A 24,976-nucleotide genomic window follows, 5' to 3' on the forward strand; every position below is an offset into this window, starting at 1 on the left:
AAATATGGCAATGATAACGGTAGATTCAAGATATTTATTAATGGTGGAAATTGAAGAAACTGACGTTCAAGTTTTAGAGAAGGAATTTTTTAAAAAAGATGAAAATGGTAATAAAAAAGATGAGGCGATAAAACGTTATTATCAAATTGGATTATTACATAAAGGTCGACAGAATATTGAAATTGCTTATGATCAAATATTTGTGCCCATTTCAGAAGCTAAATCAAAATAATTTGATATTTATTAAAATAGGTAATCGTTATGGCTGCTCCGGAAAATAATATTGTCGGTGAGATTTTAGATATCACGATAAATCAAGAAAGGTGAACCATTATGGCTGCATTGCCCTCATATCAAACGGTGATTAGTGGAAAAGTGACCCGTGTCAGTACTTCTAATGATGGACATGTTTATACCACCGTTATTTTACCCGACCCTGACCCTTATTCTAAACCGCCTGTTGTAAAAATTCGTTCTAAACGGCGTGTGGGTGCGATTGATTCAGAAATTAATGAACTGGTTTGCCGTATTTCGGGTTTTGAACGTTCATTTAGATATCATGATAAGCAGACAGGGCAACCCTTAACGGGTCATAACGTTGAAATGTTTCTCGATTTAGTGGAATAGGTGATCGCTATGGCTACTCAGGAAAATAATATTGTCGGTGAGATTTGTTCAAAAGTCACCAATAACTGCCAGACAATGGCATTGACGATAAAAGAGTTGCCATATCAGGAACTCCTTAATATTGATTATTCAGTCGCGGCACAATTTTGGGGGATTCCTTTTACCTCGGTAATCAGACTTTGGTTATTTTCCAAAGGTCTTGGTGCAGTAATTAATATGTTTAAAGGTGTTTAATTATGTTGATTAAATTAGGTTTAAATAAGTTTTTTAACAAACTTAATCTCCGCACTTTATATTTAAGTATAGGTATTGGTTTATTCGGTGCTTTTAGTTCTGGATGGGTGCTTGCTAATCCACCTGCAGGTGGTGCAACTGTTGACTACAGTACGTTAACTAATTCGCTTAACTTTAACTCTGTCATGACCGGTATTTTAGCCGTTGCAGGCGGTCTTATTGCCGTTTATGCAGGTATGGCAGGCGTTAAGTGGGTTTTACGTATGGTTCGCGGTGCGTAACAAGGAGAGGGGCAAATTAATGCCCCTTTATATCGATGCTGACAATCGGATTTTATTTCCTGTGTTTTTTGTGGGGGCTGTTATGCGCCTGGGCAGTCATACAAGGGTTGGATTGATATTGTTGTTTTTAACGTCTTATTCTTATGCTGAAACGTGGAAAACTGAGTATAAAAATACGTTTGATCATTCTGTTATTTCTAAATCAAAGGATGTTAAGGGAGAAGACGGAACATTTAAACGCGTTGAATATATTAATTCCACTATGCAGCAGGAAGCTTGTAGTAAAGCTAAACAATCTGCTCAGGATCTTTTTGACCATATGCAATCTACTTTTCAACAGATGTGGCCTAGTTCGCAGTTTAAACTTGAGGTTAGCGAGTGTTCTTATGATGGTTCGCCAACTGAGAAAATTGTTGATTCTTACGGTGATAGTTTTTGGTTAAAAGCCCGTGTTGTTGGTGAGATTAAAAGAACTGTTTCTGGTACTGAAAATAATAATAAGGATTTACAAACGCCGGAAGAAGTTTGTATGAATAAAAGTTCGCTATCGGGTTCGTTTCATACAAAAAAAGTGGGTAGTAATTATTATGCTAATGTTGATGGTTGTGAATATATTGCTGATGATGATTTATTGCTTTGTAGTGAAAAGGAGGGCACTTGTCATGCTAAATGGAATCCAACAGGAAAAACGGTAGAAGATGGAAATGGAGGAGATGATGAAAAAGAAAAAAGTGATAATAAAATTTTGGGGCAATTGCCAAATGTCAATAAAGTTTTAGAATCACCTTCTAATTTTCCGTCTACACAGCAAGTTTATAATCCGGTTTCTGGTCAATCTGATTTTATTTCACCAAGCGAAAAAGAATGTGCTGACATTGTCTATCCAACGTATGAAAATGTGACGAGTTATGACGATTCGGGCAATTCTGTTATTCGTAAAGAGCCTCATAAATTTTATAATACCTTTAATTTTATGGGGAATAATTATCTCCAAAAATATGGTTGTTTATATGTACGTACATCAGTAGGGTATAAGCCGAGTACATCTCGTGCAGTTTATGAGGCTTTTGATACGGGTAAGTTAAATGATTGTATTTGGAAGAGTGGTTTTACGGAGGTTCATAACTGTTCTTATCGTGGTGAGCGTCCTAAAACACATACAGATTCAACTAAATTATAACGCAGTAAAATACCATAACCGCCTGGGCCTGGATTGCCTAAGCAAGAACCATCGGTGAAAATTTCTACCTGTTTCGTCATTTCTGATAAACTCATTTTATTCGTGATTTATAACCCTAAGTCTGACATAAAAAGGCACTATGAGCACTGTGATTACACGACAAATTGTTCTTGATACGGAAACTACTGGTATGCATAAGCTAGGGATCCATTATGAAGGACATAATATTATTGAAATTGGCGCGGTAGAAGTGATCAATCGCCGCTTAACTGGTCGTCATTTCCATGTTTATATAAAACCAGCACGATTAGTTGATCCTGAAGCTTTCGAAGTTCATGGGATTAGTGATGAGTTTTTACAAGATAAACCAACTTTTGCTGAAATAGCCGATGAATTTTTAGATTTTATTCGCGGCGCTGAGTTAATCATCCACAATGCCCCTTTTGATATTGGGTTTATGGATTATGAGTTTTCCAAGTTAAATAGAGATATTCCACCGACAGCAAACTTTTGTCAGATCACTGATAGCTTGGTATTGGCCAGAAAGCTGTTTCCGGGAAAACGGAATAATCTTGATGCTTTATGTGATCGCTATCATATCGATAATTCAAAGCGTACACTCCATGGCGCCTTGCTCGATGCAGAGATCTTGGCCGAAGTCTATATGGCAATGACCGGAGGACAAACCTCGTTAGCTTTTTCAGTTGATTCAGAGCCAGGTAGTGAAACCTATACCGATGATATTAAACGAATAGAACGCTCAGCAATGGGATTAACCGTGATTTATGCTAATCAAGAAGAAATTACTGGCCATGAAGCAAAACTGGATCTGATTGAAAAGAAAAGTGGAAAGATTTCACTTTGGCGTTCCGATGATTGCGAAAAGGATCAGGTTAAACATTAATCATTGTTACACTTTTATCTGAAAAAATGCGCAAATAGTGATTTTTTTTCTAAAAAATATTGACGTATAGATTGCTGATTCGTAATATCATGGCCGTTCTTAAATCGATTATACCGTGGTGCGGTAGTTCAGTTGGTTAGAATACCGGCCTGTCACGCCGGGGGTCGCGGGTTCAAGTCCCGTCCGCACCGCCAATATTATAAAACCCTGAGTATAAGCCTCGGGGTTTTCTGTATTTTAAGATAATAAACATTCTTTTTGCCAGAAAATCATATCCAATCTCACAGCCTTTTTGCTTAGAAAAAATTATGATATTCGTGTTTTGATTTTCGCTATAGTACAAACAGTGATTGTTATTATTGTTTCATTCACTTATTTTTAATTCTTTTGCTATTGATTAAAATTTTGTTACCGCTGATTATTTAGGGCAGATACCTAGATTAGATTTTAACTGTTAAGATGGCAAAACGACCTTGAGAAAATCAGTATCAAATTTGCTATTTATTCGATTTGGAGTAAACAATGATCACTCGTAAAATCCTTGCTAATGCTATCTGTTTCCTCAGTATGGATGCGGTACAGAAAGCAAAGTCAGGGCATCCAGGTGCGCCAATGGGAATGGCGGATATTGCTGAAGTACTCTGGCGTGACTATCTGGATCATAATCCTGCTGATCCTGACTGGGTAGATCGTGACCGTTTTGTATTATCTAATGGCCATGGTTCTATGCTACTTTATAGCTTGCTGCATCTTACCGGTTATGATTTACCGATCAAAGAATTAAAAAATTTTCGCCAACTTCATTCCAAAACACCAGGACATCCCGAATATGGTTATACGCCAGGTGTTGAAACCACGACTGGCCCGCTGGGACAAGGAATTGCAAATGCTGTAGGTTTTGCTATTGCCGAACGAACGTTAGCTGCTCAATTTAATCGTCCAGACCATACTATTGTTGATCATTATACCTATGTATTTATGGGTGATGGTTGCATGATGGAAGGCATTTCGCATGAAGCTTGTTCACTGGCTGGAACATTGAAATTAGGTAAATTGATTGCTTTTTATGATGATAATGGCATTTCAATCGATGGTGAGGTGGAAGGTTGGTTTACAGATAATACTGCTGAACGTTTTGCCGCTTATCATTGGCATGTTATCAAAGGTATTGATGGACATGATCCTGAACAAATCAAGTCAGCAATAGAACAAGCCCGTAAGGTTACCGATAAGCCCTCTCTATTAATCTGCAAAACGATAATTGGTTATGGCTCGCCACATAAGGCTGGTTCCGAAGAAGCGCATGGTTCACCATTAGGTGAAACTGAGATCGCTGAAACCCGGGCAGCACTAGATTGGTCATATCCACCTTTTGAAATACCAGCAGATATTTATCAAGCCTGGGATGCCCGCGAAATTGGTCAGCAAAAAGAAGCTACCTGGCGTGAAAAATTTGCTGAGTATCAACGGGCTTTCCCGCAACTTGCCGAAGAGTTTATCCGTCGGACCAAAGGTGAATTACCGACTAATTGGCAAGCTGTTGCAAATAATTTGGTTGTGGAATTACAACGCAATCCTGCTAATATTGCCAGCCGTAAAGCCTCACAAAATACGTTGGAGGTTTTCGGTAAGGTATTGCCAGAACTTTTAGGCGGCTCCGCTGATTTAGCTCCCAGTAATTTAACTATGTGGTCAGCGTCTAAGTCAATAAAAGATTCTCCAGCAGGTAATTATATTCACTATGGTGTACGTGAATTTGGTATGTCGGCTATTATGAATGGTATTGCCATGCATGGTGGTTTTATACCCTATGGTGCAACCTTTTTAATGTTTGTAGAGTATGCACGTAATGCAGTACGCATGGCTGCGTTAATGAAAATTCGCAGTATTTTTGTCTATACTCATGATTCTATTGGTCTGGGTGAGGATGGTCCAACCCATCAACCTGTTGAGCAATTAGCCAGTTTGCGCCTGACGCCTAATATAAGTACTTGGCGTCCTTGTGATCAGGTTGAATCGGCCATTGCCTGGCAGTATGCGATTGAGCGTAATGAGGGGCCAAGTGCGTTGATTTTTTCCCGTCAAAATCTTGAACAGCAACCACGTGATACTAAACAGTTAGCCAACATTATTAAAGGGGCTTATGTGCTCAAAGATAGCGAAAAAACACCCGCGCTTATTTTGATTGCAACTGGCTCTGAGGTTGGATTAGCGGTTAACGCTTATGAAAAATTGACTGCCGAAGGCTATCAAGTACGAGTGGTTTCTATGCCATCAACGGATACTTTTGATAAACAGGACGCCGCTTATCGTGAGTCTGTATTACCCTCTTCAGTTACTGCACGATTGGCTGTTGAGGCGGGTATTGCCGATTATTGGTACAAATATGTTGGCACAACCGGTGGGGTTGTTGGTATGCATACTTTTGGTGAGTCAGCACCGGCAGAGGTTTTATTTAAAGAGTTTGGTTTTAGTGTGGAAAATGTGATAGAGAAGGCTAAAGCTTTATTGCCGTAATTGATGAAAATGATATGAGCGTATTGATCAGCTTTATATGATTAGATACGCTCTTTTTATTTCAGCAGATAATCATGCGCTATTGCGATCTTTTTTTATGTTGTAGTGCATTTAAATTAAGCTGAAACGTTTCATTTTGGCAAAATTGCTAGATTTATTGATCAAAAGCACACTTTTTATGATTGACGACAAAAATCCTCAGTACAAAAGCTGTAATTATCGGTATTCTTAGCCATTAACAAATCAGTTGTTATATTGAAGGAAGAGTATGGTAGTTAGAGTGGCAATTAATGGTTTTGGGCGAATAGGGCGTAGCATATTAAGAGCGCTTTATGAATCAGATCACCGAGCTCAAATTGCTGTTGTTGCAATTAATGAAATTGCTACTTCGGAAGGAATAGCGCATTTATTAAAGTATGATTCTAGTCATGGCCGATTTGCTTATGATGTGCGCCTGAATAACGATTTGTTAGTTGTAGGTAATGACAGTATTCATCTTTTTCATCAATCTGAGATTGAAAAACTACCATGGCGAGCATTGGATATTGATGTAGTACTCGATTGTACCGGTGTTTATGGCTCAAAGGCCAATGGCTCTGCGCATTTATCAAGTGGCGCAAAAAAGGTGCTATTTTCTCATCCGGGAAGTACTGATCTTGATGCAACTATTGTTTATGGGGTTAATGAAACCAGTTTGAAAAATAGCGATCAACTGGTATCAAACGCATCTTGTACCACAAATTGTATTATTCCTGTGATTAAAATATTAGATGATGCTTTGGATATTGAGTCTGGTACAGTGACAACGATTCACGCTGCAATGAATGATCAGCCGGTTATTGATGCTTATCATCAAGATCTACGTCGTACACGCGCCGCTAGCCAATCTATTATTCCTGTTGATACCAAATTGGCTGCTGGGATCACACGAATATTGCCAAAATTCAAAGATCATTTTGAAGCGATATCGGTTCGCGTACCAACTATCAATGTAACGGCGATCGACCTCAGTGTGACGGTAAGATCTAAAGTAACGGTAGCTAAAGTCAATCAGCTGTTGCAACAAGCAGCAGAAGGTTCATTTCGTGGTATAGTTGATTATACTGAATTGCCGTTAGTATCAACAGATTTTAATCATGACCCACATAGTGCTATTGTAGATGGTACGCAAACACGAGTTAGTGGGCAACACCTAATTAAGATTTTAGTTTGGTGCGATAATGAGTGGGGTTTTGCCAATCGTATGCTTGATACGACATTAGCAATGGCTGCTACTGGTTTCAACAAATCTATCTGTTGACAGACAGTATGGGGAATATTGCTCTCCATACACAGCAGAAGATTAATAATTTAGAGAATCAACGAGAGGATTCACCATGTCTGTAATTAAGATGACCGATTTAGATCTAGCGGGTAAAAAAGTATTCATCCGGGCTGACCTAAACGTTCCTGTCAAAGATGGCAAAGTTACCTCTGATGCACGGATCCGTGCTTCTTTACCGACGATTGAAACCGCTTTAAAGCAAGGCGCAAAGGTAATGGTAACGTCTCATTTAGGTCGCCCGATTGAAGGTGAGTATAATGAGGAATTTTCATTGAAACCCGTTGTAGACTATTTAGCAGATAAGCTCGACTATCCTGTTCGTTTAATAAAAGATTATTTAAATGGAGTTGAAGTTGCTAATGGCGAGCTGGTGGTTCTTGAGAATGTACGCTTCAACCGGGGTGAAAAAAAGGATGATGAAAACTTATCTAAGCAATATGCTGCACTTTGTGACATCTATGTAATGGATGCATTTGGTACGGCGCACCGTGCTCAGGCATCAACCCATGGTGTGGCAAAATTTGCTCCTATAGCATGCGCAGGGCCGCTGTTATTTGCTGAGTTGGACGCATTAGGTAAAGCATTGAAAGAGCCTGCTCGGCCAATGGTTGCAATCGTTGGTGGTTCAAAAGTTTCGACTAAATTAACTGTCTTGGATTCTTTAGCAAAAATTGCCGACCAAATTATTGTGGGAGGCGGTATTGCCAATACCTTTATCGCAGCTGAAGGTCATAAAGTCGGCCGTTCTTTATATGAAGATGACTTGATCCCAGAAGCAGAAAAATTATTATCTACTTGCGATATTCCTGTACCTACTGATGTTCGTGTAGCGACTGAATTTTCTGAAACAGCCGAGGCGGTAATGAAATCTGTCAATGATGTTAAAGATGATGAGCAGATTTTGGACTTAGGCGATGAAACGGCTGAACGTTTGGCGGGTATTCTTAAAAAAGCAAAAACGATTTTATGGAATGGTCCGGTTGGGGTTTTCGAGTTCCCTAATTTTCGCCACGGCACCGCAGCGATTGCAGAAAGTGAAGCTTTTTCTATTGCAGGTGGTGGTGATACATTAGCGGCGATTGATCTGTTTGGTATTGCGGATAAAATTTCTTATATTTCTACTGGCGGTGGCGCTTTTCTTGAATTTGTGGAAGGTAAAAAATTACCTGCAGTTGTTGTGTTAGAAGAACGAGCAAAACAGTAATTATATCTGAAGAAAATGACAGGTAGCACTGTTCACCTGTCCAATAATAGGATTTTATCTCATGTCTAAGATTTTTGATTTTGTAAAACCAGGTGTTATTACCGGCGATGATGTGCAAAAAGTTTTTGCCGTTGCAAAAGAACATAAATTTGCGTTGCCGGCAGTCAATTGTGTCGGTACAGATTCGATTAATGCTGTTTTGGAAACCGCTGCTAAAGTTCGTTCTCCGGTAATTGTCCAATTTTTTAACGGTGGTGCTGCGTTTATCGCCGGTAAATTTTTAAGGTACTTAAATTCACCTTATATTGCTTACTGATCCCTATTAATCCACCGGCCTTTGCGATCCCTTCCTCACCTAATGATGCTATTGTTTTTAATAGCCTAGGGGTTATTTTATTGGATTTGTTGCCTAAAAAACTTTTTCCCCTTACAGTGAATGTGCCGTTTTTATCAACGTAATTATTTAAGGTCGCCAAATTTACGTTATATTGTTCACTGATCCCTCTCAATCCACCGGCTATTACAAACCCTTCAGCACCTAAGGACGCTATTTTTTGTAATAGCTCAGGGGTTATTTTGTTCGATTTACCACTTAAGAAAATTTTCCCCCTAACTTTAAGCATGCCATTTTTGTCAAGGTAATTATTTAGCGTAGTTAAATTGACGTTATATTGTTCACTGAGCCCTGTTAGTCCACCGGCCTTTGTAAACTCTTCGGCATCTAATGACGCTATTGTTTCTAATAGCTCTGGGGTTAATTTACTGGATTTGTCGCCTAAAAAATTTTTTCCATTAACCGTAAGCGTGCCCTTTTTATTAAGATAACTATTTAAGGTATGCAAATTCACGTTATATTGTTGACTAAGCCTTCTCAATCCACCGGCCTTTGCGATCCCTTCAGCACCTAATGACGCCATCTCTTTTAATAGTTCAGGGGTTAATTTATTGGATTTACCACCTAAAAAAACTTTCCCTCTAACCGTCAGTGTGCCATCCGCATGGAGGTAATTATTTAAAGTACTCAAATTCACATTATATTTTTCACTGAGCCTTGTTAGTCCACCGGCTTTTGCGATCCCTTTTGCACCTAATAACACTATCTCTTTTAATATCTCAGGGGTTACTGATCTTATTTTTTCTCCATTTACCATCGTGTGAGCTAGATGAGTATTTTCAGTGAGTGAATTATGAGGAATGTTATTGGACTCGACTTTTCTTTCTAAATTACCATTAGTTATCTGCTGTTGTGTAAGTTCATTGCCTATAAAATATGAAGATAAAGCCTCATATTGGGGATAGAGACTGAACCAGATATCAAAAGTACTGTGGTTAGAGGAATTCATATATTTATTTACTACTTGTTGATAAGTTCGTGAAAGATTTTCAGCCACTTCTAGTTGTAAAGTATTAATATTACTGTAGGGTGCATGCAATAAAACCACCCGTTCTGGATCTACCGGGCCTAAGATATGTGTTTCATCAAAACTTATTGCTCTTTCTAAACTCCCTGTTACAGAAAATAGCAACGCTATAGCACTAGTGTCAGGATCATCAAAATTCTGTTTCAATGAAACCGCTGGTAATCCAAGCGCGGCAATAGCAAAAACCGCATAGGCTTGATTGCGGGATACATATCGTACAATTTCATCATAATTTCCGGCAACAATGGTTGTTTCTCCTTGTTTTCCAATCATTGGGTATAAGGAATTAAAGTCATGTGAAGGTTGAAATCCATTTATTTCAGGCTGTTCATTTACCGGATCGAGGACAACCTGAAATAGTAACGGAAAATTATCGCGAGCAGTTAGTCCGTTAGGAAGCAAGCGAGTTTCCCCTTGAATATGAGCAGAAGATGATATTAATTGCTGCAACAGCATGTTGGTTGGATCATTTTTATTGGGCAAAGCAACATGAGCAACCGTTGATAAATTATTTATTGGAAACACGTCACGAACTCCATAAAAAATAGAATATAAATAAAGAATCAAGCATAGAAGAAAAATAATTATTGTAGTAATCCAAATTTGATCGGATAGTCAGCCACTTTATTGACGCAGGATCCTATATTGCCGTTGTTATTATCAACAAGACTTAAGTGGGTATCATCCAGATTAATGGAGTGACGATAGGTAAATTCTATAGAGGCTGCTGCGGTATGTTTAGCCAATGTGTTTTTTGCCTAATTTGCCGTTGCTAACAAAACAAGACTTTTAATTTAGAATAACCCATGGTAGCGATACTAATGAGGAAATCGCCTATTTGCTAAACTTGACGGTAAAGGGTGAGAAAGCTGTTGTGCTGGTGGGTGTGATGTGTCCGGTGACTGCATTTATTTCTGACGCGCCGGCAAACTTGCACGACGTAATCGTGACGGTAGCGTCACCAGACAACGTCAGGCAGGGTGTGATACTTATGATGAATAAATACATCCTTGACGCGCTGGACATGACGCAGATAGGGCTTTGTTAGCGTGAGCATAGGCAATAGCAAACCGCATTAAATATCTGTTTAATCGATTTAAACACAACGAATATTTTTTAAAACGATTTAATAGACATTTTAGGGCAGACATTTTCAACTGTCTAAAATTTATACTATAACTGCGAATTTTCAATTGATAATAAATTAGATTTTTAATTTAATAATTTATAAAATGTTTGGTTATCAACACATTGTGTCAGCCCACACTCCAATATTGTGGATATAAGGTTAGCGAGTATTAAAAATACAAATAGATAAATCGCTATTTCTCTGGCAGGGGATTTTGCTACTTGTATTTCAGCGCTATTGAATAACATTAATACACAAACGAACAGAATGATGGCTAAGGAGAAAATTAGCGACCAAGTATAAAGATGCAAACCGAAGACTGTAGAATAATATCCAGGATCACCTGGCAGAATATGAATTAATACTTGGCGGGTTGCAGTGATACATATGGTGATAGAACTAAGAATAATTATACTATAATGACGCTGATTAATACCAAAGATAAGATTAAATAGAAAACCGATACCTATCATTATAATACCCACTCGTTGTAATAAGCATAGTGGGCAGGGTATTTCATGTAATATAATTTGATAATAGAATGCAATGATTAATGTTACAGATATTCCTAATAGTCCTAGAATATTCAGATTAGAAATAACTTTTGTTGAAGATAGTGTTTTCATCATAATTCTCTAACTAAAACGATAGGTTGATATTATCGCTTGCATGATATTTAAATAATAAGATAGTTATAATAAACAGCATTAATAAAAGGATATAACTTAGTTTTCTCTGTTTGAGAATAAGTGAGATAGTGACCAGAAAAGCGATGAAAAAAGGTAAAAACATCATAAGATCCTATTAGCATAACATTAACTATTCGATTTTATATGCACAATAATATTATCAATATAAATAATATATTTTATAATAATATATTAAAGTGATATTTTTAATTATAAATTATAGTTGTTAACTAATTGTTGTCAAAAGTTGTTAATAAACTGCATTTATTAGCAAAAAGCAATCCAATACAAGATCATCTAGTGTTAAATTAAAATTCTATAGAGTTTTAAAACACAGAGGGTCAATGCAACTAATTTTATCAGGTTAACATTACCCTCAAATTTTCATTTTTTATAAAAATTATTAATATTTCATTAAGTTAAATTATGTAGTCGTTTTAATATTACCAAAACAGAGATATTTTAATTCTAAAAATTCATCGATACCATAATGGGAGCCTTCGCGCCCGAGTCCTGATTGTTTAATACCACCAAAAGGCGCCATTTCATTAGAGATGAGTCCTTCATTAATGCCAATCATACCTGTTTCCAATGCTTCAGCAACTCGATAGATACGGCTAATATCGCGTGAATAAAAATAGGCCGCTAAGCCAAATTCGGTTTCATTAGCTAACTGAATTGCTTCTGATTCGTCAGTAAATTTAAATAATGGTGCTAATGGGCCAAATGTCTCTTCTTTAGCGATTTTCATTTGGTTATTTACATCAGTCAATATCGTTGGTTCAAAGAATAATTTTCCTTGTGAGGCAACATTGCCGCCGGTTAACAGGTGTGCCCCATGCGCGATAGCATCCGTAATATGTTGTTTTACTTTGTCGATGGCTTGCTGATTAATTAACGGTCCTAGTTGAGCATCTTTTTGACTTGCTGGCCCGACGCGCAGAGTTTTTACAGCTGCACTAAGTCGTTTTGCGAATTCGTCATATATAGTTGCTTGAACCAAGATACGATTAGCACAAACGCAAGTCTGTCCACTATTGCGAAATTTTGCTGCTAATACACCTTGAACAGCAGCTTCTAAATCAGCATCATCGAAAACAATAAAAGGTGCATTGCCGCCTAACTCTAATGAGATCTTTTTGACTGTATTAGCACACTGCGCCATTAATAATTTCCCCACTTGCGTTGAGCCAGTGAAGGTTAATTTGCGGACTATCGGGCTTGCTGTCATAACCGAACCAACTGTTTTTGCATCGGTACTGGGTACAATATTTAAAACACCAGCAGGAATACCTGCTTTCTCAGCCAGTACTGCTAATGCTAAAGCTGATAGAGGTGTTTCAGCCGCGGGTTTTAGAATAACGGTACAGCCAGCAGCCAGGGCAGGGGCAACTTTTCTTGTGATCATGGCATTGGGAAAATTCCATGGCGTAATGGCAGCTACGACACCAACCGCTTGTTTGATAGTCATTATTCGGCAATCAGCGACAGGAGAAGGAATTGTTTCACCATAAGTTCTCTTTCCTTCTTCCGCAAACCATTGGATAAAACTAGCGCCATAAGTTATTTCACCCATTGCTTCGCTGTGGCATTTACCTTGCTCCAGGCTCAATATTTCTGCTAAGGCTGTCTGATTTTCCATAATCAGATAAAACCATTTATTTAAAATCTGACTGCGTTGTTTTGCGCTCATTGCACGCCATGCGGGTAATGCCTTGTCAGCGGCATCGATAGCTTTTTGTGTTTCGATTTTGCCTAAATCACTGACTTTAGCAATTACATCACCATTAGCAGGATTGATAACATTAAATGTTGAATGCTTATCAGCATCGACCCATTGACCGTTAATATAGGCTTGTTGACGGAAAAGGGGAGAATTAATGAGATTATTTTCCATTGATTTTTCTCCAGAATTTATGGATGGTATACCATTCGATATTTATCTTTAATTTGATTTTCAATTGCGGCTAACTGCTGCAAAAATAAAAAAAGAACAATTACTAGCTGATTTAAATCTGCGCAAATGCAAGTCATCACCATTATTAGGATAGATTTTGATTATAATTTAGAAAAATACAATAATAACTTCTGAACAAATAAAATAAATTTTATTGAAAAAAATGATGATAAAGTGGGGAATAATTTTGTATTGGCAGGCCAATTTTATCTGTTAGTCGCTTAAGAAACAGCAGCGTAACCTTTACTCGATTGCTGGTGTTAATGTAATAAAATAACAAAATTTAATTAGTTGCTGTAAAAAATAAACTCTAACATAACTTAATTTTATTCAGGCTTACCAAATAATAGTTTGCTAGAAAATTGATTATTTTTGTTGTTATTCATAAAAAATTTTTAATACCATTCAGTTTTAATACTTAATGAAGTAAATAATAATTCAATTCTAATAATTATTAGACATCTCTTAATATGTAATTAAAGGCACAATATACATTTAATAAATCGTTATTTGATTTGTTAAGGAGATTTTCTGCTATTGTCTATTGTTAAAAGTTTTTTTATGCTTTAGTTGCCAAAAATCATTCCATTCTAGCAAAAATAAATTTCTTATTATTAATGTGATAGAGCCAAAAGTTAGCAATAAAAATCTACCACCAAGACCAAAAAAATTGATATTATAAATGATATTGTTTATCAATATCATTTAAAACGATGTAAAGGACATTATATGCTTTCTATCTCCTCTACCTTTTTCTCTAATTCTATTAATCCTACTAATTGTTTGGAAAAAATATCAGAACCTAAAAAGGATATAAGTCAATCACCTTTTTCGTCTATGATAAGTAATGTTAGTAATTCTAATCAAAATATAAATAATGATTCGATACCATCTATTCTTGTGCAGTCAGGGGATTTAGATAAACAAAAAAATATATTAAGTAATACAAAAACTTTTTGTAATAAAATAGCAATGTCAGCATATAATTATTTGCGTTCTATTGATGGAATTGATGAATTTACCGGAGCGACAGGACAAATTTTACCACAATTTCATCAGTCATTATTATCGTTAAGTATATTACTACCAGCTATTCCTTTGGTTGGAATAGGTGCAAAAGGCGCTTTTGATGAATCAGTAGAAAGTTTTAAAGATATTTATCCTACATTTATGAATGATATTAAGGAAAAAAAACAAAAGATATTAAAAATATTACAACAAAATTTTGCTGAAGATGATGTCAATAAGAAGCTTTTTGAAGAAAAAATTGAACCATTTTTTGATATTTGGATTAATTGGTTACAAGGTGGAAGTGAAAAAGAAAATATCGAAAATTTACAGCAACTATGTACTACTTGGAAGTATTTGCAAGAACAATCACAAGAACAAGGTAATTCTGCCGCCAAGACACTTTATATGGCTACCGAATATCAACGTATGCAACAAGAAGTGCCGGCAGTAAAAATTGACCGTAATTCTTCTCCATTACAAGCAGCGGCGATGAGTTTAATGACAGGTGGAATGGTTGGATTGTCTGCCAAATCAATCGCAGATCTAGTGATGTCCCAAGGGATCAGTGGAGCAGAAGCCGTCAGTGATTTAGCCGGAATGGTCAGTAATACTCTGCTTTTGCCAGCACAGATCATGATGACTGGGTATGGAATTTCGCAAACCATTTCTGGACACCAGCGGGATACGCTACTGCGAGCAGATCGTTCTTTATTAGTAAAGAACCAGCAACTAGATATTATTAAAGAAAATATTGCACAATTAAAAGAAATAGCTGACCGTAAAATACATTATAACTATAAGCAAAGAATAGAGTATGGTACTGTCACTGCTATTGGCCAGGCAGGGATGGCATTAAGTTCATTAAGTGCAATTACTGGAATTGGCAGCGCGGTAGGTTTTGTTCCTGCTTTAGTCGGGGCACCAGCTACTATTTATGGATCTTATATTCGTACAAGAACTAGGGTGCAAGAAGGAAAATATTTAGGTGCTAGAGATGCTCAAAATATAGCTGATAAAAGATTAAATTTCGATGAGTTGGCGAAACATACAACTGAAAAGTCTACTGGCACAAATCAAGCAACACAATCAACTGTAACAACGATTGATACTTTTAACACGGTTGTTAAAGCGGCAACCAATACAATGGTGCAGCAGCAAAAAGTTTTAGCAGAAGCAAAATTACTCTCATTAATTCAAAAGACGATCGATAAAGCAAATAAAAGTAATATTCAACTAACGGTAGAAAAATTGCATCAACAAGTTGATTCTAAAGTAAATAAATTACTTGATAGAATAATAAATAGCCAAAAACAATTTATAAAACAACCGGGTAAGTATTTTATACGACAACGTACCTCTTTACTATCAGATGATCTAAAAATAATAAAGGGGATGCTTGACGATGGTGAATATAGCATTGACCGTTTGGGAAATAAATTAGACAAGCAACAAGGAAGTTATAGTTTAATATCTAGATTGGAGTATGTAAAAGAAAGTTATAATATATCTCTATCAACCAAGACAAAAGAAAAAGTATTAGAATCTAGGGTGCAAGATCTTTTAAAATTAGCAAGTGAAAATGAAACAATTAAACAAGCACTAAAACATCAAGATAGTATTTCTGATAAAACTTTTAATTGGAATGATTTGCAAAAACTCATCCAGCATGATGAACAAGCAAAAGCTATTTACACGCAACATCATAACCATTATTTTATTAAGCAAATGAAAAATGAAGGTAAATCTCTGAGAGATGATGCTTATAATAATATCATAAATGGATTAGCGGCTAAATCAGCGACTGAACGAAATATAAATAAAGTAATATAATCAAACACATGTTTAGCTTTAATTATTTCTTGATATATATTATCAAATTTGAGGAATAATATTCTATATAGCAATATATTAAATAGTAATCTTAATTCTATTATATACCTCGATTTTATAGAAATTGAGCTAAACATGATTTTAGTTATAGGTTATAGATTGTACTTATATTAAATACATCCCAATTTGGGAAATTTTAGAAGAAAAAAATAGTAAAATGATTTTAACAATATGATTAAATTGATGAACAATGTATGTTGAGTATCTGCAAATTATTTTTCTCATTATTAGCCAGGCTAAACTTTTAAATAATGCGGATTAATTTGACAGTATTTATCACTAAAACAGTTTAAAAATGGAATTTATGAAAAATATTTTATTTGCCAAGGCAGGTATATGAAAAAGTGTTGTATTGCTATCTGATAAAAATTAGCAAAATATTTGGCAGAGAGGGTATATAAACGCAATTATTTTTTAATAAAAATAATTTTTTGTTAACATTTTAGCCATCGCTGGTAAGCTGCTTTCTTCTATTTGTGTTAAAGGTCGATTGGGTTTTATTGATATTGTATATATAAAGGTTTTGGTTTTAAACTAAGAATTTCTTTCTTAGATAGGAGTCGATGAGGAGGCGAGATTAAATCATTTTTATAAAATATTTTTATGCCTGAATATTTAATACTGTATTCTGAAGATATAACTTGGTTGTACTTAAGTTTTTTTAGCGAAGGAGAACCAAAACCATCCATATTTAAAACAACTTATTATTAACGTATAGTCTAAATCTACATTTGAACCTGGTATCTTTTCAATTGCTGCTGGAGTGGTGATTGAAAATGTTATCGGCGGTAAAGGCAATGATGTTATTATTGGTAATGATGCAGATAATCATATTAAAGGCGGAGCTGGCTCTGATAATATTTATGGCGGACTTGGTGCTGATCGACTTTGGGGTGATGGCGTAAATCCGCAATCGATTCGGTTTACTCGGGCCATTGAAAGTATTGGAGTAAAGAAGCTTAATTTTGGCTCTTTAAGTTCACAAGAGCTGCAATCTATTGAGCGTGAGATAACTTTATTTGATCCAGTTAGTGCCGTTGGAATAATAGAGTCAGAAGCTGACCAATCTACCACTCAACAGCAGGCCGCACAACCGATTACGCAGCAAAGAGTTGATCGGCAAACCGTAGTTAACAATTATGAAATTATCGAAAAAGATTATTTTGTTTATCATTCTGCTAAAGAATCTACACCCTCAGCCTATGATTTGATTATAGGTTTTCAGGGTGGAATTGATAAAATAGATCTTGCCTCTATGAAAATTAGCAATAAGGCACAAAATAGAGATAGCACGTATGTTGTTGATCACTTTAGCAATACGGTTGGAAAAATCGAGGTAATGAATTATTCGGATAATATCCATCGTATTTTTATCAAAGGGGATAACTATTCAGAAGGGGATTTTATGCTAGACATTTTAGGTTCCTTTATACCAAAAACCGATATTGTTATATGGTAGTTATATTGGCGTCCTTAAATTAATAACGTTAGTATTATTAACAAGAACAAATGATTAGCTTGGCTTTTATTTTTGTAAGTTGGTGATATTGCATGAAAATATTTTGCTGATGATATTAACTCATTTCTGGTTAAGCCTGATTAATTTAGTAAAATTGAATCAGTTTTATTTGCTTAGCTGTTACCAATATAAACAATAGTAAAATAAATACTCTAATAACTATTTGTTTTAAAAAGTATAAAAATGAATTTTTATTTTTCTGTTAATTCAATATTTATCTAATAGCTTATCATGACTAGTGAAAATATCATGTTATTTATGTCGCAGCTATTACCGCCAATTTGGGCTCTGGGTAAAGACATTGTGAATATACTATTTTGGTAAACCGTTTTTGGTGTAATAAATCTGGCAACTATTTTAATCAACATGTCACAACATTAATTTCAAATTATTATAAATTTTATATGATCAATCTTGCCAGATTAAAAAAAGAGGCCAGAAATACTGGCCTTATCAGGTTAGAAGGAAGTGTAAAACAATATTATTCTTATTTCGATGGTTCTAACTACAATTAACTTTTTAACAATATTTTCTTTTAATTCATTAAACTAATTGAATTTTATTGTTTTTGTGGTTGAGAATTTTGTTGCATGGTTGCCGCTTTTTCTTTAGCGCTTTCACTTAAAGTGTTTGCCTTATTGGTTAGATCCTCTTTAGCCGCTGCTGCTTTATCAGATAATGTCTGGACTTCAGAATTAAACCCTTCTTTAACTTGGGTTGCTTTTTCTTTGGCTTGATTTGTGGTTTCAGTGGCTTTATCTGAAATATTTTGTTGCAACTCTGATGTTTTTTGTTTGGTTGTTTCTTTTAATTGATCTGCTTTTGTTGATAGTTTATCAGCTTCTTCAGCAGCTTTATTTTTTATATCGGTTGCAGCTTCTTTCGCATCATCAACCACTTGTTTAGCTTTTTCTGCCCCAGCCTGTTTTATTTGTTCAGCGCTTTCCTTGGTCTGTTGGATGGCATCGTCTACTTTAGGTGATTCATCACAAGCAGTAACAGCAGTTATTATACCCGCCAAGATTAGCATACTTAGAATTTTTTTGTTCATTGATAGCTTCCTTTCTCTATATTCATGGACGATCATAAATAAGTGTATAATCAATAAAAAAGACTTTAACATTACAGATACATCTATTAGATAAAGACATAAGACTGGATATAAGATTTTAACAACATAACAACTTGATATGTATAACTCTGTAGCTTATGTCCGTTATCCATTAAGCATAGATGAGAATTAGAGGAATGAAAAAAAATTACCATCAGTAATTGTACTAAAAATGAAAATGGCTAATCCTTCTTAAGTTGAATTAATTAAATACTTAAAATCAATCAAGCATATTATATCTTAAGTAAATAAGCCGCGCCTACAGGCGCGTCTTGTTGTGCTATTTGGCTGGAATATTATCTATTATTAAGATTTCAAACTAATTTTATCAGTAAAAAGATTATCAGATTTTTCTTTCGGTGTGCCTCGGCAACCGTCGCCATAGTGTTCACCTTCCCAGCGACCAACCAGTGCTGATTCCATGGCATTACTCATGACATTCGTTGCTGAACGTCCCATATCTAAGAAAGGATCAATACCCATTAATAAAATTAAGCCGGCTTCTGGAATATTAAATTGGCTTAGTGTCGCTGCAATAACGACCAATGATGCCCGTGGTATACCAGCCATACCTTTAGATGTCAGCATCAAAATCAACAACATAGTGATTTGTTCACCCATACTTAAATGGATATTACATGCTTGACCGATAAAGATAACTGCAAATGAACAATAAGCCATTGAACCAACAAGGTTGAATGAGTAACCAATTGGTAAAACAAAGCTAGCAATCTTATTAGAAATACCAAACTGTTCCAGTTTTTCTAAAGTACCCGGAAAAGCCGCTTCAGAACTTGAGGTGGTGAAGGCGAGTAAAGCCGGTTCCATGATGTTTTTGACTAAGCGTAAAATGCATGGGCCAACGATTAACACCGATACCCCAATTAAGATCACCCAGAGTAACGCTAGAGTAAAGTAAAATTCTCCCATAAAAATGCTAGTACTGATCAGTACACTCAATCCGCGTTCAGCAATCATGGCTGAGATAGCAGCAAAAACAGTAATAGGGGCAAAAAGCATAACATAGCTTGTCAGCTTCAACATTACGTAAACCAGTGAATCTAGAATTTTAATAATCGGTTCACCTTTTTTACCTATGGCAGATATGCTGCATCCCATAAAAATTGAGAAAATTACAATCTGTAAAATCTCATTACGCGACATCACATCAATGATACTAGTAGGTATAGCATGGGCAATAAAATTGTGGAAAGAAAAGGTGGTTGGTTCGATATTTGTCACCGTTGAATTGGTCTCTGCCACGAAATTGATACCTACTCCTGGTGTAAGAATATTAACAATAACCAGGCGAATGGTAATTGAAATGAAAGAAGCAACCATGAACAGTAACAATGTTTTTGAGAAAACACGTCCTAAGGTTTTGGCGTCACCCATTTTGGCGATCCCGACGATCAAGGTTGAAATAATTAATGGTGCAATAATCATTTTAATCAAACGCAAAAAAATATCTGTAATGATCGAAATATTTTTGGCGTAGCTGGCGGTTATTTCTGGATTGGTGAATGAATTTAATGCAAATCCAACTATTATCCCGGCGATCAGGCCTACAATAATCCAAGTGGTTAAACTTTTCGATTTCATAATGATTCCGTTTTAGTCAGGCCGGTATTTTTTTAGTTGATCATAGGTTTTTAGTGGTTGCTGTTTGTTATAAGGATCACCAATATAACGGGGAGAAGGTTGAAAATCTTTGTTAATGACACTTTTACTGACATCCAATCCATCATAATCAAGCCCGGCTAAATCTGACCAAGTGTGGATCAAATGCATAATACTATAGGGCCTATTTACCATGGTATCTAAATGGCGTTGGTGAGTATTAATCCATTGGGTTGATTGCCAGATAATAAAAGGGATCTCATACATAGGGCGGGTTGGTGCTGCTTCATTACGACCTAAAATATGGTGTGGCGGTGTGTCAAAAACCTCTTCGCCATGATCAGAAAAATAGACCAAAAAACCGTTTTCGTTAGATGCAGCAAAATCTCTGATTAGTGTTGCCACTACCTTATCGTTGAAGTGTTGTGCACTATCATAGTCGTTATAATCGGCTTGATCACTTTTAGCCAAATTGGTGGGCATAGTATCTGTTTTATTATCAAATATTCCCTCATCTTTAGGGTAACGATAGGCATATTTCATATGGGTGCCAAGTAAATGGACAATGATGAATTTCTTTTCTGCTGGATCTTTTAATACTTCATTGAATGGTGCTAATACTGATGTGTCATATTGGCGTGAACTTTGCGCCATATCGTTGTTTAGATAATATTGTTTAGATAATATTGTTTAGATAATATTGTTTATCTGTCTGGCGCGAAAATGCGGTTAACATCGTATTACGCTGAGTTATGGTTTGCTGATTGGTGATCCAGAAAGTTTTATAACCTGCTTGCTTCATCATATTCATTAACGAAGGAGCTGTTTTATAAAGTTCTGGGTGTAATTGATCGGCAAAAGTTAATGCTTGTTGTAACACTTCGATAGTGTAAGGGCGTGAGGTAACTACATCGTTGAATACTTTGAAATTATTTGGGTATTGTGCTTTTAATGCGCTTAATTGTGGTGTTGTTTGGCGGCCATATCCATATAAACTCATACGGTTTCGACTTGTCGATTCACCAATGACTAACACTAATGTTCTTGGAGTAGCGCCATTATTATCAATCAAATTTTTTAAAGGGGGTATTTTAGCATTGTGGGTTAAAATAGCTTCCATATTAGTAAGCTGATTTTGATAAAGAAAATAACCGCTAATAAATTGCCAAGGAGCAGCATAAGCCATCCTGGCATTTAAATATGGCATTAGATCATCAAGATCACCGTTTGATTTGATGACTTTTTTGTAAAAAGGGGCACCAAAAAAAATACCGATAATAATTGTTGTCAATATAACTTTGGCCGAAACGGAAATATGAATAGGTTTTATGCGTGTCCATAAAAAAATAGCGATAAGTGTATAAACCAATAGGCTTGCGATAACTTTAATACTTAAATATTGGGTTAAGAATTCACTTGCTTCATGTGTGTTTGTTTCAAACATGATAAACATGACACTTTGTGAAAACTGTTGGCCATAAACAATATAATAGGCCAAGGCGATGGCAGAAGATAGCCAGAGAAAAATGCCTATAATGGCGGCAACCAATTTGATATGGCGAGAAAAAAACAGTGCAGGAATGAGCCAAAGAGTGCTGTATAAAAGGGAATCTCTTAGACCAATGGTATTACTTTGACCGGTTGTTACAACAATGATTTGAATAACTGTAGAAAAATAGAGAAAAAAGACAAGCAACCAGATAAAGGCTACTAAGTTATTTTTTTTATTTGGTGAAGAATTAAACATATAATTTATGCTCATCAATTTTGGTTTTTTTAACATAAGGTGTTATGTATTATTTTCATTATCAGCTATTTTGGCCGCTGATAATTTTTTGAACATTAAACGAAATAGAAATAATTGCAACAAAAATATTGTTACCTTTAAGCAATTGTTGGAAATATGTTGCCAGTTTTTTGGTTGGAAAGAAGTATTATTAAATTATATTTTAATTTGACTAACACCATAGTCAATTATTTTTGTTTTTTATAATAAATATAAAAAATACGGTAATAATAACAACAGTAAGTTTTTTTGTGACAAAATAAATAAAATCTAGTTTTGCTTTTTGCATCTTTTATCTGTTTTACTGAAAGTATTAACTAAAAGATATATTGGGTTAATTTGGGGAATTAAATATATTGATAGCTTAAATTTAATATTTATAATTAGTGTTTAGAAAAATTTCTATTTAACTAGAGGGATTGTAATAAAAAATTAAACCGGCGAAATAGAATATTATTGAATAATAATTATTTGTGTAAAATAGATTTATTAATAAAAAACATTTTATTGTGAAATTTATAATAAAAAAATTTATTAAAGATTAATAATAATGTAAGTGAAAACAATAAAGTTACCGCCATTGGTAAGGAATTGAAGGCGCGAGCGTTAAACAAAGGTGCGGCCCGCTGCCGTTCCCTGGCATTAATTGTATCTATTGATATCTTTTATTCTTATGTAGACAGCAATTGCCGCATATCCTGCTCCACATTAGTGATTTTTCTTAAACCAAATTTTTTCTCGAAGATAGTGAGCAAATCTGGCGTCAAGAAAGCGGGTGTCGTTGGGCCAATTATGATATTAGTTATGCCAAGTGATAGCAAGGTGAGTAAAATAGCAATCGCTTTTTGCTCAAACCAGGAAAAAACCAGTGATAGCGGTAGATCATTCACGTTACACGATAATTTTTTCGCCAGCTTGATGGCAAGAATAATTGCACCATAAGCGTCATTACATTGACCAACATCGATTAAGCGTGGTAAGCCTGCTATTTCACCAAAATCCAATTTATTAAAACGATATTTACCACAAGCTAAAGTTAGAATTATGCAATCATTTGGCACATGAGTGGCAAAATTGGTGAAATAGCTACGCTTAGGGCGCGCTCCATCACAACCACCTACTAGAAAGATATGGCGTAATTTTTTACTGTTGATTAACTCAATTAGTGTATCTGTTGCATCCAGCAGAGTGCGGCGACCAAAACCAACTGTAACCTGATGTTCAATTTCACTATATGGGAATCCTGTCATCTGCTGTGCCATAGCAATCACGGGGCTAAAATCGTTACCTTCCAAATGGTTTATCTCTGGCCATCCAACAATACTGCGGCTCCAGATACGATCGGAATAGTTGCCAACAAATGGATCGATAATACAATTTGATGTCATAATAATGGGGCCGGGGAACTGGGCAAACTCGATTTGTTGATCCTGCCAGCCACCTCCATAGTTACCGGCCAGATGTTTGAACTTATGTATTGCTGGGTAGCCGTGTGCTGGTAACATTTCACCATGGGTGAAAATATTAATACCTGTACCTGCAGTCTGTTGCAATAAATTGTGTAGATCTTTCAGATCATGGCCAGAAACTAGAATACATTTACCTGCAATATACAACGCTATGTTACAAAAGGGTTCTTGCCCATTCCGGCAAAATGTCGCCAGCCGGAATGGGCAAGGTTCGTCTTTAACATAGAGTGCATTATGCGAACCTTAATGGCATTTTACCGAAGCTTATCTACAAATAATAATTTTATTGATTTTTTGTAAAATTAAACAACAAACAAAAGCAAATAAAAAATCAATCATCGCTAAACGATTCGCTTGTCTTCGACCCTCAAACTGCTGAGTCGCTTTATTTATCGTAAAAAGATGGCTTGGCAGGAACGCTAACGCGGGGGTTCCTTGCTACCCGATAAGTCCCCCCTGGCTTCGGCGGTTTTCCATTCGGTTATCTTTGTGATTGCAATCTGCCGCCTTACATGTCCTGACGGACATTTTAAAGCATAAAAAAACCCGCCATAAAGTAGCGGGTTTCCCTGATATCTGGTGTGATGCGACTCAAAATCAGAAGTGGCGGTATTTACGATTAATTTTAGAAGTTATGACCTAATACCAAATCGATATTATCTCATCGAATAAAATACCCTAGGTGCGTTTAACGCACCTAGACTAATCCGCTTTTTTATGTCTTACAAATGCGTTGCTGGCAATCATACAAAGCAAATAACACTAAACGAACATGAAATACCGTTAATAATCCAGTTAATGACGCTGGCTCAAATTTCATTCTCGCTTCTGTTATCGTCTGTCTCACCACTTTATAAGCCACTGAACGCAGTACGGAGATTTCTTTTTGCGGAATGCCAAAAGCAAACAACAATGCCGTTTCAAACTGCACTGGCGTTAATTCAGGAAAAAGATTGCGTAACTCTGGATATTGAGTAGGATCGAACACAGTCATATAGACCTCCAACGTAGGTTTATGTGATAGCTGTATAGTCAGATCGGAAGTCTGACTATACAGCGCTAAAAAACAACTTAACGCTTAACAAACAACATGTAACAACTGA

At 35.9% G+C, this 24,976-nt stretch carries 20 protein-coding genes, 1 tRNA gene and 4 pseudogenes; 14 read left to right on the plus strand and 11 right to left on the minus strand.

Features of this window, described 5'->3' with window-relative positions; all coding sequences use genetic code 11:
• The first annotated feature begins 4 nt into the window (after nt 1-4).
• The 5 genes from AACL31_RS16065 (at nt 5) to AACL31_RS16085 (ending at nt 2,322) form a co-directional block, all read left to right on the plus strand.
• Nucleotides 5-232 carry a hypothetical protein gene (locus AACL31_RS16065; protein WP_310512967.1) on the plus strand — a complete coding sequence of 76 codons (228 nt, stop codon included), beginning with the start codon at nt 5-7 and terminating at the stop codon, nt 230-232.
• Nucleotides 233-333: 101 nt separating this feature from the next.
• Nucleotides 334-627, plus strand: coding sequence for a DNA-binding protein G5P (locus tag AACL31_RS16070; RefSeq protein WP_310512968.1), 294 nt, complete (start codon nt 334-336; stop codon nt 625-627).
• A gap of 9 nt (nt 628-636) precedes the next feature.
• Nucleotides 637-861 (plus strand): hypothetical protein, encoded by a 225-nt coding sequence (locus AACL31_RS16075; RefSeq protein ID WP_310512969.1) that lies wholly within the window; start codon nt 637-639, stop codon nt 859-861.
• 2 nt (nt 862-863) lie between these two features.
• Entirely contained in the window at nt 864-1,142 is a 279-nt protein-coding gene (locus AACL31_RS16080; RefSeq protein ID WP_310512970.1) for a major capsid protein, read from the plus strand.
• A gap of 82 nt (nt 1,143-1,224) precedes the next feature.
• On the plus strand, nt 1,225-2,322 hold the full coding sequence (locus AACL31_RS16085) for a hypothetical protein (RefSeq protein WP_339054025.1): 1,098 nt from the start codon (nt 1,225-1,227) through the stop codon (nt 2,320-2,322).
• Here the strand turns inward: AACL31_RS16085 and AACL31_RS16090 are convergent.
• A pseudogene (locus AACL31_RS16090) lies at nt 2,319-2,469 on the minus strand (RNase H family protein); the annotation flags it as partial. The gene AACL31_RS16085 and the pseudogene AACL31_RS16090 sit on opposite strands and share 4 nt — an antisense overlap.
• Between AACL31_RS16090 and dnaQ the strand changes: the two are divergent.
• From dnaQ to AACL31_RS16120, 6 genes and pseudogenes are all read left to right on the plus strand, one after another.
• Nucleotides 2,462-3,226: a DNA polymerase III subunit epsilon gene (gene dnaQ, locus AACL31_RS16095; RefSeq protein ID WP_339053386.1), complete on the plus strand. Its 765-nt coding sequence runs from the start codon at nt 2,462-2,464 to the stop codon at nt 3,224-3,226. The pseudogene AACL31_RS16090 and the gene dnaQ sit on opposite strands and share 8 nt — an antisense overlap.
• Before the next feature lie 117 nt (nt 3,227-3,343).
• Nucleotides 3,344-3,420: transfer RNA gene (locus AACL31_RS16100), tRNA-Asp, on the plus strand.
• A 328-nt stretch (nt 3,421-3,748) separates the two neighbouring features.
• The gene (gene tkt, locus AACL31_RS16105) at nt 3,749-5,743 is read left to right on the plus strand and encodes a transketolase (RefSeq protein ID WP_339053387.1); all 1,995 of its coding nucleotides are present in this window, start codon (nt 3,749-3,751) and stop codon (nt 5,741-5,743) included.
• 268 nt (nt 5,744-6,011) lie between these two features.
• Nucleotides 6,012-7,043, plus strand: coding sequence for an erythrose-4-phosphate dehydrogenase (gene epd / locus AACL31_RS16110; RefSeq protein ID WP_339053388.1), 1,032 nt, complete (start codon nt 6,012-6,014; stop codon nt 7,041-7,043).
• A 76-nt stretch (nt 7,044-7,119) separates the two neighbouring features.
• Complete coding sequence (pgk, locus tag AACL31_RS16115) at nt 7,120-8,271, plus strand: phosphoglycerate kinase (RefSeq protein WP_339053389.1); 1,152 nt, start codon at nt 7,120-7,122, stop codon at nt 8,269-8,271.
• A gap of 61 nt (nt 8,272-8,332) precedes the next feature.
• A pseudogene (locus tag AACL31_RS16120) lies at nt 8,333-8,548 on the plus strand (class II fructose-bisphosphate aldolase); the annotation flags it as partial.
• Here AACL31_RS16120 and AACL31_RS16125 read toward each other — a convergent pair.
• Together AACL31_RS16125 and AACL31_RS16130 are read right to left on the minus strand one after the other, a co-directional pair.
• Nucleotides 8,535-10,217 carry a hypothetical protein gene (locus AACL31_RS16125; RefSeq protein ID WP_339053390.1) on the minus strand — a complete coding sequence of 561 codons (1,683 nt, stop codon included), beginning with the start codon at nt 10,215-10,217 and terminating at the stop codon, nt 8,535-8,537. The pseudogene AACL31_RS16120 and the gene AACL31_RS16125 overlap by 14 nt on opposite strands.
• A gap of 59 nt (nt 10,218-10,276) precedes the next feature.
• Nucleotides 10,277-10,438 (minus strand): hypothetical protein, encoded by a 162-nt coding sequence (locus AACL31_RS16130; protein ID WP_339053391.1) that lies wholly within the window; start codon nt 10,436-10,438, stop codon nt 10,277-10,279.
• A gap of 101 nt (nt 10,439-10,539) precedes the next feature.
• Here AACL31_RS16130 and AACL31_RS16135 point away from each other — a divergent pair, with 101 nt between their 5' ends.
• Nucleotides 10,540-10,740 carry an asparaginase domain-containing protein gene (locus AACL31_RS16135; protein WP_339054026.1) on the plus strand — a complete coding sequence of 67 codons (201 nt, stop codon included), beginning with the start codon at nt 10,540-10,542 and terminating at the stop codon, nt 10,738-10,740.
• 164 nt (nt 10,741-10,904) lie between these two features.
• Here AACL31_RS16135 and AACL31_RS16140 read toward each other — a convergent pair whose 3' ends face one another.
• The 3 genes from AACL31_RS16140 to AACL31_RS16150 all read right to left on the minus strand — a co-directional run bounded on the left by AACL31_RS16140 (nt 10,905) and on the right by AACL31_RS16150 (nt 13,407).
• Nucleotides 10,905-11,447, minus strand: a complete 543-nt coding sequence (locus AACL31_RS16140) for a disulfide bond formation protein B (protein ID WP_422389260.1) — start codon at nt 11,445-11,447, stop codon at nt 10,905-10,907.
• A 13-nt stretch (nt 11,448-11,460) separates the two neighbouring features.
• The gene (locus tag AACL31_RS16145) at nt 11,461-11,616 is read right to left on the minus strand and encodes a DUF5993 family protein (protein ID WP_339053392.1); all 156 of its coding nucleotides are present in this window, start codon (nt 11,614-11,616) and stop codon (nt 11,461-11,463) included.
• Between the two features lie 318 nt (nt 11,617-11,934).
• A complete protein-coding gene (locus AACL31_RS16150) occupies nt 11,935-13,407 on the minus strand; it encodes an NAD-dependent succinate-semialdehyde dehydrogenase (protein ID WP_310513026.1) in 1,473 nt (490 codons plus the stop codon).
• A gap of 789 nt (nt 13,408-14,196) precedes the next feature.
• Here AACL31_RS16150 and AACL31_RS16155 point away from each other — a divergent pair.
• Together AACL31_RS16155 and AACL31_RS16160 are read left to right on the plus strand one after the other, a co-directional pair.
• Entirely contained in the window at nt 14,197-16,308 is a 2,112-nt protein-coding gene (locus AACL31_RS16155; protein ID WP_339053393.1) for a hypothetical protein, read from the plus strand.
• A gap of 826 nt (nt 16,309-17,134) precedes the next feature.
• Nucleotides 17,135-17,827 (plus strand): M10 family metallopeptidase C-terminal domain-containing protein, encoded by a 693-nt coding sequence (locus AACL31_RS16160; protein ID WP_422389261.1) that lies wholly within the window; start codon nt 17,135-17,137, stop codon nt 17,825-17,827.
• Nucleotides 17,828-18,446: 619 nt separating this feature from the next.
• On the opposite strand, the gene AACL31_RS16165 is transcribed toward AACL31_RS16160, so the two are convergent.
• From AACL31_RS16165 to AACL31_RS16190, 5 genes and pseudogenes are all read right to left on the minus strand, one after another.
• The gene (locus tag AACL31_RS16165; protein WP_339053394.1) at nt 18,447-18,938 is read right to left on the minus strand and encodes a hypothetical protein; all 492 of its coding nucleotides are present in this window, start codon (nt 18,936-18,938) and stop codon (nt 18,447-18,449) included.
• 366 nt (nt 18,939-19,304) lie between these two features.
• Nucleotides 19,305-20,600 carry a dicarboxylate/amino acid:cation symporter gene (locus AACL31_RS16170; RefSeq protein ID WP_339053395.1) on the minus strand — a complete coding sequence of 432 codons (1,296 nt, stop codon included), beginning with the start codon at nt 20,598-20,600 and terminating at the stop codon, nt 19,305-19,307.
• 12 nt (nt 20,601-20,612) lie between these two features.
• Nucleotides 20,613-22,365 (minus strand): annotated as a pseudogene (cptA, locus tag AACL31_RS21140) (phosphoethanolamine transferase CptA).
• A 710-nt stretch (nt 22,366-23,075) separates the two neighbouring features.
• Nucleotides 23,076-24,011: pseudogene (gene hcp, locus AACL31_RS16185) on the minus strand (hydroxylamine reductase); the annotation flags it as partial.
• Between the two features lie 577 nt (nt 24,012-24,588).
• Nucleotides 24,589-24,867 (minus strand): transcriptional regulator, encoded by a 279-nt coding sequence (locus AACL31_RS16190; RefSeq protein WP_339053381.1) that lies wholly within the window; start codon nt 24,865-24,867, stop codon nt 24,589-24,591.
• Nucleotides 24,868-24,976 lie beyond the last annotated feature (109 nt).

Origin of the sequence: Arsenophonus endosymbiont of Crataerina pallida (assembly GCF_964020125.1) — a bacterium.
Taxonomy (GTDB): Bacteria; Pseudomonadota; Gammaproteobacteria; order Enterobacterales; family Enterobacteriaceae; genus Arsenophonus; species Arsenophonus nilaparvatae.